Here is a 9,361-nt window from a genome sequence, read left to right on the forward strand (position 1 = left end):
GTTGCTGTGGTCGGCGATCAGCACCGGGGTGCCCGGGGCGATCTCGGGGTCCAGACCGCCGCAGCCGTTGGTGAGGACCACGGTGGCCGACGCCCGCGCCGCCGCTGAGGCGATCGCCGAGGCGACCGGCTGCGCCGAGCACCGGATCGCCGTCGTCCTGGGCTCCGGCTGGGGCGAGGCCGCGGAGCTGATCGGCGTCGAGCGTGCGCGCATCGACCTGGCGGACGTGCCCGGCTTCCACGCGCCGAAGGTCCCCGGCCACAACGCCGTGATCCGCTCGGTGGAGCTGGCCGACGGGTCCCGCGCCCTGGTGTTCGGCTCCCGCACCCACTTCTACGAGTCCCGCGACGCGCAGGCCGTGGCGCACACCGTGCGCACCGCGGCCGCCGCGGGCGCGGCCACCGTGGTCCTCACCAACGGCTGCGGCGGTCTGGACCCCGAGATCGCCCCGGGCACCCCGGTGCTGATCGCCGACCACATCAACCTCACCGGCGCCACGCCCCTGGTCGGGGCCACGTTCGTGGACCTCACCGACGTCTACTCGCCGCGCATCCGGGCCATCGCCCAGGAGGTGGACCCCACCCTCACCGAGGGCGTCTACGTCCAGTTCTCCGGGCCGCAGTACGAGACGCCGGCGGAGGTCCGCATGGCCACGGCCCTCGGGGGCGACCTCGTGGGCATGTCCACCGCCCTGGACGCGATCGCCGCCCGCCACGCGGGCCTCGAGGTCTTCGGCATCTCCCTCGTGACCAACCACGGCGCCGGGATCCAGGAGACCCCGCTGTCCCACCAGGAGGTCGTCGAGGCCGGCCAGGCCGCCGGACCGCGCATCTCCCGCCTCCTCGCCGAGATCGTGGGGCGGCTCTGATGCGCGCCCTCGACCCCCGCGTCCGGGAGCTGGCCGAGCGCTGGTCCGTGGAGGACCCCGAGCCGATGCACCGCGCCGTCCTCATGGACGAGCTCACCGCCGCGGACGGTGACGGCCCGGCGGCGGAGGCGGCCCGCGCGTCGCTGGCGTCCCGCTTCTCCGGACCGCTGGCCTTCGGCACCGCCGGCCTGCGCGCCGAGGAGGGTCCGGGCGAGTCCCGGATGAACCGCCTGGTGGTGCGCCGCACGGCGGCCGGCCTGGGCCGCCACCTCTGGAACGAGCTGGGCCCGGACCAGCCCGCGCCCCTCGTGGCCGTGGGCTACGACGCGCGGCGCGGCTCCGCGGACTTCGCAGCGGACACCGCCGCGGTGCTCACCGCCGCCGGCGCGCAGGTGGTCCTGCTGCCCCGCGCGCTGCCCACCCCCGTGCTCGCGTTCGCGGTGCGCCACCTCCACGCGGACGCCGGCGTGATGGTCACCGCCTCCCACAACCCGCCCGCGGACAACGGGTACAAGGTGTACCTGGGCGGGCGGATGACGGACGAGGCCGGGCGGGGCGCCCAGATCGTCTCCCCCGCGGACGTCCAGATCGCCGCGCAGATCGACCACGACGCCTGGACGGCGGACATCCCGCTGGCCGCCGAGGGCTGGGAGGTGGCCGGCGAGGACCTGCTCGAGGCCTACCGCGCCGCGGCCCTGGGCGTCCTGGACCCCGGCGGCCACCCCGGCCGCGACCTGCGGATCGTCTACACCCCACTGCACGGCGTCGGCGGCGCGGTGCTGCCGGACCTCCTGGCGGAGGCCGGGTTCGCGGACGTGCACGTGGTCCCGGAGCAGGCCGCCCCGGACCCCGCGTTCCCCACCGTGGCCTTCCCCAACCCGGAGGAGCCCGGGGCCATGGACCTCGCGCTGGCCCTGGCCGCGGAGGTCGGCGCGGACCTGGTGATCGCCAACGATCCCGACGCCGACCGCCTCGCGCTGGCCGTCCCCGCCGGCGACGGCGCCGCCCCCTCCTGGCGCATGCTCTCCGGCGACGCGGTGGGCACCCTGCTGGGCGCGCACCTGCTGCCGCGTCTCGCGGCACAGGGCCGCTCGGCCGCCAACTCGGTGGTCTCCGCCCCGCAGCTGGCGGCCCTGGCCGCGGCGGCCGGCGTCGAGCACCACGTGACGCTCACCGGCTTCAAGTGGATCTCCCGCGCCCCGCGCCTCGGCTACGGCTACGAGGAGGCGCTGGGCTACTGCGTGGCACCGGACATGGTCCGGGACAAAGACGGCATGACCGCCGCCCTCGTGGCCGCGGAGCTCGCGGCCTCCCTGAAGGCCGCCGGCCGCACCCTGGACGACGCCCGGGCCGACGCCGACGCCGTCACCGGGTCCATGCCCTCGGGGCAGGTGTCGGTGCGCGTGCAGGACCTGCGGATCATCGCGGACACCATGGCCGCGCTGCGCGCCCGGCCGCCCGCCGCCCTGGCCGGGGACCCCGTGACCGTGGAGCGGGACCTCGCCGCCGGCTCCGCGGACCTGCCCGCCACCGACGCCCTGCTGTTCGCCACGGACGCCGGCACCCGCGTGCTCGTGCGCCCCTCCGGCACGGAGCCCAAGCTCAAGTGCTACCTCGGCACGCAGGACGCCGACCCCACCGCGGCCGCCGCCCGCCTGGACCGGCTGAGGGATGAGGTCGCCGCGCTCGTCGCCGGCTGACGGCGACGGGGCCCGCCGGAGCGGACGGGCAGCCACTAGGCTGGGCGGCATGAGCGAGACCCCGCAGCTGACCACGGCCGAGCTGGCCAAGCACATCGACCACACCCTGCTCAAGCCCGAGGCCTCCCGCGAGGACATCCTGCGCGTCGTCGCCGAGGCCCGCGAGGCCGGTGTGAAGAGCGTGTGCGTGAACCCGCGCTGGGTGCGCGAGGTCCGCGCGGGCCTGGAGGGCTCCGACGTCCTCACCTGCACGGTGATCGGCTTCCCCCTGGGCGCCTCCTCCTCCGCCGTCAAGGCCTTCGAGACCACCCAGGCGATCGCCGACGGCGCGGACGAGGTGGACATGGTGATCGACATCGCCGCGGCCCGCGCCGGGGATCGCGCCCGCCTCGAGGAGGACGTGCGCGCCGTCGTCGCGGCCGCCCACGCCTCGGGCCCGGCCGGACGGGGCGGCACGCTGGTCAAGGTGATCATCGAGACAGCCCTGCTCGACGACGCCGCCAAGGTCCTGGCCTGCGAGGCCGCCGTGGCCGCGGGTGCGGACTTCGTGAAGACCTCCACGGGCTTCTCCACGGGCGGGGCCACGGTCGAGGACGTCGCCCTGATGCGCCGCACCGTGGGCCCGGAGATCGGCGTGAAGGCCTCCGGCGGCGTGCGCTCCCGCGAGGACGCGCTCGCCATGATCACTGCCGGCGCCACGCGCATCGGGGCGAGCTCCGCGCTTGCTATCCTGGGTGACGACTGACGCCGGCTCGCACCGCCGGATGCTTCTGCACAGAGGAGATTGACGTGATCCGCAACGGCAAGGCCATCGACCACTCGAACCAGGGCGGCTTCGGCGGCTCCGCGATCGCCTGGCTCGTGACCTACGCGATCTTCCTGGCCGCGCTCTATGCGATGGGCTTCTGGGACTTCACGCACGTGTGGATCCCGGGCCTGATCGCCCTGGCGCTCGCGTTCCTGACGATGTTCATCCCCAAGCAGCTGCTCGGCCGCGGGGACACCGTGGACGCCGTGGCCATCCATGCCGCCCGCCCGGCCGAGATCCACGCCCCGCGCGGCACCGGAGCCCTGCACCACTGAGCCTGTCCCCCGCCCCGCGCCGCGCAGGCGCACCGCGGCCCTCCGCCGCTCGCCGAAGGGCGTCCACTCGCAACACGGGAGTGGACGCCCTTCGTCTTGTGTCCATCTCCGCGGTGGTGCTGGGCCACGCCTACCTGGCCGACCTGACGTTCAGCCCGTACCTGGAGATCTGGCGGATGCCGCTGTTCTTCTTCCTCACGGGCTACTTCTGGACCCGGGGCCGGCCATGGGCGGCGGACGCCCTCTCCCGGTTCCGCTCCCTGATGGTCCCGTACCTGCTGTGGTCGGTGCTGATGACCCTCGTGGTGCTGAGCTGGAGCCGCCGGAGCCAGATCGACGGCGTCACGCTGGCCGACCTGGTCTCCGCCGGCTGGTACGGCGGGGCGGACCAGCCGCCGCCGTGGTGGGCGTTCTGGTTCATCTCGGTGCTGTTCTTCGTGGCCCTGCTGCGCCGCGCCCTGGAGCGGGCGCCGTCCTGGGCCGGGTGGGCGGTGGCCCTGGCGGGGCTCGCGGCGGCCGAGCTGGTTCCGGAGTCCGCGATCGCGCGGACCCCGCTGGGGATCGGCCTCGCCGCCCCGTGCCTGTTCTACGTGCTCGCCGGGGAGGCGTTCCGGCGGCGCGTCCAGCCGCGGATCCGCCGCCACCGCACGCTGATCGGCGTCGCGCTCGTGGCGGCGGGGGTCGGGGCCGTGGCCCTGGGGCTGCCGCCGCACAACATCAAGTGGGGCGGCTTCGGACTGTTCCCCTGGACGCCCCTGACGGGGACTGCGATGGCGGCCGGCATGGTGCTCGTGTTCGGCGCCTTCGTGGAGCGGCGGCTGCGGGCCTTCGCCCGCGGCACCGGGACCGGACGGGCGATCCGCGCGGGGATCACCGCGCTGACGAGGACGGGCACCGTGGTGGTGCTGCTGCATGGACTGGTGCTGATGGAGGCGATGCGCGTGGGGATCGAGGACAACCTGATGAAGTTCGTGGTGGCCCTGACGGTGAGTTGGGCCGTGGGACTCGCCCTGCTGGCCACTCCCCTGGCCCGCCCCCTCGCGGGCGTGCCGCAGCAGTGGTTCCCGTTCGGACGGGAGGCGGGGGCATGAGCTGGTTCGAGCGCCCCGCCCTGCGGTCCCCGTTCGCGGCCGCCCCGGGGACGGATGCCCCGGCCGACGACGGCGCGGGCGGCCCCCTGCGGATCCTCACCGTGTGCACGGGCAACATCTGCCGCTCCGCGTGGGCCCACCACGTGCTGCAGTCCCGCCTCGACGCCGCGCTCGGCGCCGACGTCGTGGAGGTCTCCAGCGCCGGGACCGGGCCCAACCAGGCGCTGGCCGTCCCGGAGGAGCTGATCACCCTGGCCCCCGACGCGGGGGTGCGCGCCGCGCTGGCGGCCCATCGCCCCCGCCGGCTGACGGCGCGCGTGCTGGCCGGGCAGGACCTGGTGCTGACGGCCACCGAGGCGCATCGTGACGCCGTCGTGCGCGAGGCCCCGGCCGCGCTCCGCCGCTCCGCCACCCTCCTCGACGCCGGCGCCCTGCTGGCCGACCCCGACGCCGTGGCCCCGGGCGGCGGCGGCCGGGCGCTGGCCGCGGCCCTGGAGGCCGCGCGTCGGGAGGGGAGGGGCCTGGACGCGGGACGACGGGGCCTGCTCCCGGCCGGACGCCGCGCCGCCGACCTCGCGGACCCGTTCCGCGGCCCCGCCGAGGGCTACACGGAGATGACGCGTGCACTGGAGCCGGCCCTCGCGGCGGTCGAGGCGGCGGTGGTGCGGGCCGTGGAGCCCGCCCGCTGAGCCGGCCTCCGCGCGGCCGGCCTCAGTGCCCGCGGGCCGCCGCCTGCCGGAGGGTCCGCTCCTCGCGCCGGGCGCGGGCCTGGGCGTCGAGCGGGGCGTCGGCCTCCGTGATCGCCAGGGTCGCCCCGGCCGCCAGGATGAGCATGGACGGGATGGAGACGAACACCTCGCCGAGCTGGGTGGCGGTCACCAGGACCACCACGGCCGCGGCCTCCACGGCCACGCGCGACGGCGTCCGGAGGCGGGTGGCGCCCAGGCGCAGCCCGTACACGGCGTACGCGGTGAGCATCGCGGCGGTGAGCACCACCCCGCCCTCCACGTAGAGCGCCGCGTAGGAGTTGTGGAAGAGGAACCGGCCGGCGTCGAGCTCGACGAACGACTGCGCCAGCCCCTGGCCCGTCCACGGGGTCTCCTCCACCTTGACGCCGGTGGCCGTGTGGATGACGCTGCGGAACCAGTCCGTGCCCTCGCGGTCCGAGTAGACGCCGACCCGCGCGAGATTCTCCTCCGCGAAGCCGACCGCCCACGCCAGGAGGGCCAGCAGGGCGACCCGCAGGACCGGCCCCATGCGGGGGGTGAGGACCACCCAGACGAGGGCGCAGGCGAAGCCGGCGAGCGAGGTGCGGGATCCGGTGAGGAAGACGCACAGGCCGGAGGCGGAGAGCAGCAGCAGGCGCACGCCGGGGCGGCGGACGAAGGTCAGGGCCAGGACGGGGACGGCGGCGTAGTAGAGGCCCGCCACGTTCTTGTCCGCGAGGAAGCCGGTGAGGAAGCCCTGGTAGGGCGCGGGCACGAGCCCGGCGTAGAACAGGGGCACGTTCACGGCCATCGCGGCGAGGAGGCCGGTGAGCACGGACCGCAGGTCGACGCGGCGCGCGGCGAAGCAGCCCACCAGGACCGTGAGGGCGGCCATGCGGACCAGGCGGCGGAGCCAGACGGCGTCGGGGACGCCCATCGCGAGGGACACGGCGGCGAGGTAGACGCCGACGAGGACGGCCAGCAGTGCCGCGACGCCCAGCGCGGACGCCCTCCGCTTCGCCCGCCGGCAGAGCGCGAGGCCCAGCAGCACCATCATGGCGGCCTCGTTGAGCGGGACGGGCACGCCGCCGGCGGGCAGGGTGTACGCCTCCATGGCCAGGAGGAACCCCAGGAGCAGCTCGGGCACGCGGAGGGAGGTGCGGGGGCCGGCGGCGTCCTCGGCGGTGAGGACGGACACCCCCCGCGCGGTGGCGGCCTCACGGCGGCCGCGCTCAGCCAGGACCGCCAGATAGCGCGGGTCCTGGAGGGCGGGGCCGGAGGGGAGGTGCGGGGGCATCCGGAGGCCTTCCTCATGCGGGAGCGCGGTGGCGACGCACGGGACGGCGCCGTCGCCCCCAGCCTAGTGGAGCCCCGGTGCGGCAGGTCGAGCCCGGCCCACAGGATGTATAGAGTTCATGGAGACGCCACCAACCGATCGGGTCCTCCATGAACATCCTCGACTTCCTTCGCGTCCTGCGAGCCAATCGCCTCGTCCTCCTGGGAGGGGTGGTGCTAGGCCTCCTGGGCGGCCTGGTCTACTCCCTCCTCCAGCCGACGCTCTACACCTCGACGTCCACCGGCTTCGTGACCGTGGCCGGCGAGGCCAGCATCTCCGGGACGGAGACGGCGTTGACCCGCGCGCAGTCCTACGTGCCGCTCATCAACAGCCGCACGGTGCGGGAGAAGGTCGCCGAGTCAGGCGTCGACGTGTCGGGGTCCACGCTCTCGGCCCAGGTGGTGCCGAAGTCCAATCTCATCACCGTGACGGCGCTGGCCCCGGACCCGCAGCGGGCCGCCGACCTGGCCAACACCGCGCTGGGGGCGACGGCGGAGGTGGCGAACAGCCTCGACCCCACCTCCAATGTCAAGGTCACCGCCATGGAGGACGCCCTGCCGCCCGCCGGGCCGTCCAGCCCGGACCACCTGCGCAACGCCCTGATCGGGGCGGGGATCGGCCTCCTGGCCGCCCTGGCGGTGGCGTTCCTGCGGCGGATTCTCGACGTGAACGTGCGCACCACCACCGACGCCACGGAGGCCTCCGGGGCCGGCCTGCTCGGCGCGATCCCGCAGGACGGGACCATGAAGGCGGAGCGCACGGCCCCGCTCGGCGTGCCCTCGCCGCGGGCGGCGGAGGCCCTGCGCCAGCTGAGGACCAACCTGCGCTTCGCCGCAGTCGACGACCCGCCCCGCGTCGTGATGGTGACCAGCTCCAACCCGGGCGAGGGCAAGTCCACCGTCATCGCCGGCCTGGCGCAGGCCGTCGCCGTGTCCGGCCAGCCCGTGATCCTCGTGGACGCGGACCTGCGGCGGCCCCGCCAGGCCAGCCAGTTCGGCGTCGACGGACGCGTGGGCCTGTCGGAGGTCCTCAGCGGGGACGTCCTGCTGGAGGACGCCGTCCAGGACCTCGGGGACGGGCTCCTGCTCCTCCCGGCCGGCCGCACGCCCCCGAACCCGTCCGAGCAGCTCGGATCGCACCGCATGCAGGAGCTGCTGCGCGTGCTCGCCGAGACCCATCTGGTCCTCGTCGATGCCCCCCCGGTGCTGCCGGTGACGGACTCCACCCTGCTGGCGGCCGTCGTGGACGGGACCGTGCTGGTGGTGCGCCACGGCAAGACCCGGAAGGACCATCTGGAGGTGGCCCGGGACATGCTGGCCAAGGTCAACGCCCGCATGCTGGGCGTGGTGCTCAACGGCGTGCCCGCCTCCGGTGTGGGCTCGGACTACTACGGCGGGGGCTACGGCGCGGACGGCGGCAGCTACGACGTCTACTACCAGGCGCCCCGGGACGCCGCCGACGCCGCGGCCGGGACCGCGGGCGACACGTCGCGACGCTGATCGCGCCCGGCCGCAGGGCCAGGTCGTCGCACCGACGGCGCAGGCCCGGGGATGCAGAAGGGCCCCGCCTCTGGGGAGGCGGGGCCCTTCATGGTGGTGCTCCGACGATCAGCAGCGCGCCGTGGGCGGGGTGGTCTCGAAGCAGTTGCTGAAATCGACGACGCCGCCGTTGCACAGATCGGCGCCCTCGGGGGCGCCCTTCGGCAGGGCCAGCTGCAGCTTGCCCTTGACGCAGCCGGACTCCTGGGCCGAGTTGCCGGTGTTGTTCACCACGTAGTAATAGGTCTCGGACTCGCCCGGCTGCAGGAGCAGCTCGGGGTCCATGGCGGCCAGTCGCCTGCCTCCCCTGCACGGGCTGGCGGTATAGAGACGCGCCTCGCCATTCCGGGTGGTGTGGCCGCCGAACACCACGGTCACCGTGCCCGGGTTGACGTACACGGGGGTGGGCGACGTGTTGGTGATGGTGATGGTGAAGCCATAGGCCTGCTTGATGCCATCGGGGTGGCCACCACCCGGGAACTTCTCGGCGGTGCCCGAGGTCACGTTGACACAGCCGGTCGGGGAGGCGGCGGCGAACGGGGCGGCGGCAACGGCGGCGACGGCGGGGACGGACCAGGCGATGCCGGCGGACACGGTGCGGCGGTTGACGGTCTTGGGAGTGGTCTGCATGCGATTCTCCAAAGCGAGGGGGCGAGGGGGCCGACGCAGGGATGACGACGGGCGCAGGCGGGGCGGGTCACAGTCGGTGTGGCTGTGGGTAACCCCCTCCATGATAGCGCTGTGTGGTCGTCATCACACGGGACAGGCCTCCCTCCTTCGTCACGAAACGGTATCGTTCCCGTGATCCTGGACGCAGGCACGGCGCTGTCACCCCCTGTTGGCCTGTTGTTCACCCCGGCTGTCCGCCCCGGAGGCCCGGCTCCTCCCGCGCCTCGGGGCCGCGGTGGCTGACTAGATGTGATGTCCAGGGAGGTTGTTGAGCCTGCTGGCAGGTGCGGCTCCGATCGCGGAGTGGACTCGGTGATGATTGTAGAAGTGCACCCACCCAGGCAACGCGGCCCTGCGTTCGGTCTCTGA

The 9,361-nt window shown here is 74.7% G+C and carries 9 protein-coding genes and 1 pseudogene; 7 read left to right on the plus strand and 3 right to left on the minus strand.

Going from position 1 to position 9,361, the window contains the following annotated elements; translation table 11 throughout:
- Positions 1-40 precede the first annotated feature (40 nt).
- The 6 genes from MHY29_RS09440 (at position 41) to MHY29_RS09465 (ending at position 5,431) form a co-directional block, all read left to right on the plus strand.
- Entirely contained in the window at positions 41-868 is an 828-nt protein-coding gene (locus MHY29_RS09440; protein WP_239240606.1) for a purine-nucleoside phosphorylase, read from the plus strand.
- Entirely contained in the window at positions 868-2,568 is a 1,701-nt protein-coding gene (locus tag MHY29_RS09445) for a phospho-sugar mutase (protein WP_239240583.1), read from the plus strand. The genes MHY29_RS09440 and MHY29_RS09445 overlap by 1 nt, the downstream gene beginning before the upstream one ends.
- A gap of 49 nt (positions 2,569-2,617) precedes the next feature.
- Entirely contained in the window at positions 2,618-3,313 is a 696-nt protein-coding gene (gene deoC / locus MHY29_RS09450) for a deoxyribose-phosphate aldolase (RefSeq protein WP_239240586.1), read from the plus strand.
- 44 nt (positions 3,314-3,357) lie between these two features.
- A complete protein-coding gene (locus tag MHY29_RS09455; RefSeq protein WP_239240589.1) occupies positions 3,358-3,651 on the plus strand; it encodes a hypothetical protein in 294 nt (97 codons plus the stop codon).
- A gap of 80 nt (positions 3,652-3,731) precedes the next feature.
- Positions 3,732-4,742, plus strand: a complete 1,011-nt coding sequence (locus MHY29_RS09460; RefSeq protein ID WP_370643502.1) for an acyltransferase family protein — start codon at positions 3,732-3,734, stop codon at positions 4,740-4,742.
- Positions 4,739-5,431 (plus strand): phosphotyrosine protein phosphatase, encoded by a 693-nt coding sequence (locus MHY29_RS09465; RefSeq protein ID WP_239240595.1) that lies wholly within the window; start codon positions 4,739-4,741, stop codon positions 5,429-5,431. The genes MHY29_RS09460 and MHY29_RS09465 overlap by 4 nt, the downstream gene beginning before the upstream one ends.
- Positions 5,432-5,453: 22 nt before the next feature.
- Here MHY29_RS09465 and MHY29_RS09470 read toward each other — a convergent pair whose 3' ends face one another.
- Positions 5,454-6,746 carry a hypothetical protein gene (locus MHY29_RS09470; RefSeq protein WP_239240598.1) on the minus strand — a complete coding sequence of 431 codons (1,293 nt, stop codon included), beginning with the start codon at positions 6,744-6,746 and terminating at the stop codon, positions 5,454-5,456.
- A gap of 149 nt (positions 6,747-6,895) precedes the next feature.
- On the opposite strand from MHY29_RS09470, the gene MHY29_RS09475 reads away from it, so the two are divergent.
- Positions 6,896-8,284 (plus strand): polysaccharide biosynthesis tyrosine autokinase, encoded by a 1,389-nt coding sequence (locus MHY29_RS09475; RefSeq protein WP_239240601.1) that lies wholly within the window; start codon positions 6,896-6,898, stop codon positions 8,282-8,284.
- 108 nt (positions 8,285-8,392) lie between these two features.
- On the opposite strand, the gene MHY29_RS09480 is transcribed toward MHY29_RS09475, so the two are convergent.
- The gene (locus MHY29_RS09480) at positions 8,393-8,953 is read right to left on the minus strand and encodes a hypothetical protein (RefSeq protein WP_239240604.1); all 561 of its coding nucleotides are present in this window, start codon (positions 8,951-8,953) and stop codon (positions 8,393-8,395) included.
- Positions 8,954-9,235: 282 nt separating this feature from the next.
- A pseudogene (locus tag MHY29_RS09485) lies at positions 9,236-9,361 on the minus strand (IS481 family transposase); the annotation flags it as partial.

It is taken from the genome of Micrococcus sp. ACRRV (assembly GCF_022346985.1).
In the GTDB taxonomy this organism is placed as follows: domain Bacteria; phylum Actinomycetota; class Actinomycetes; order Actinomycetales; family Micrococcaceae; genus Micrococcus; species Micrococcus porci.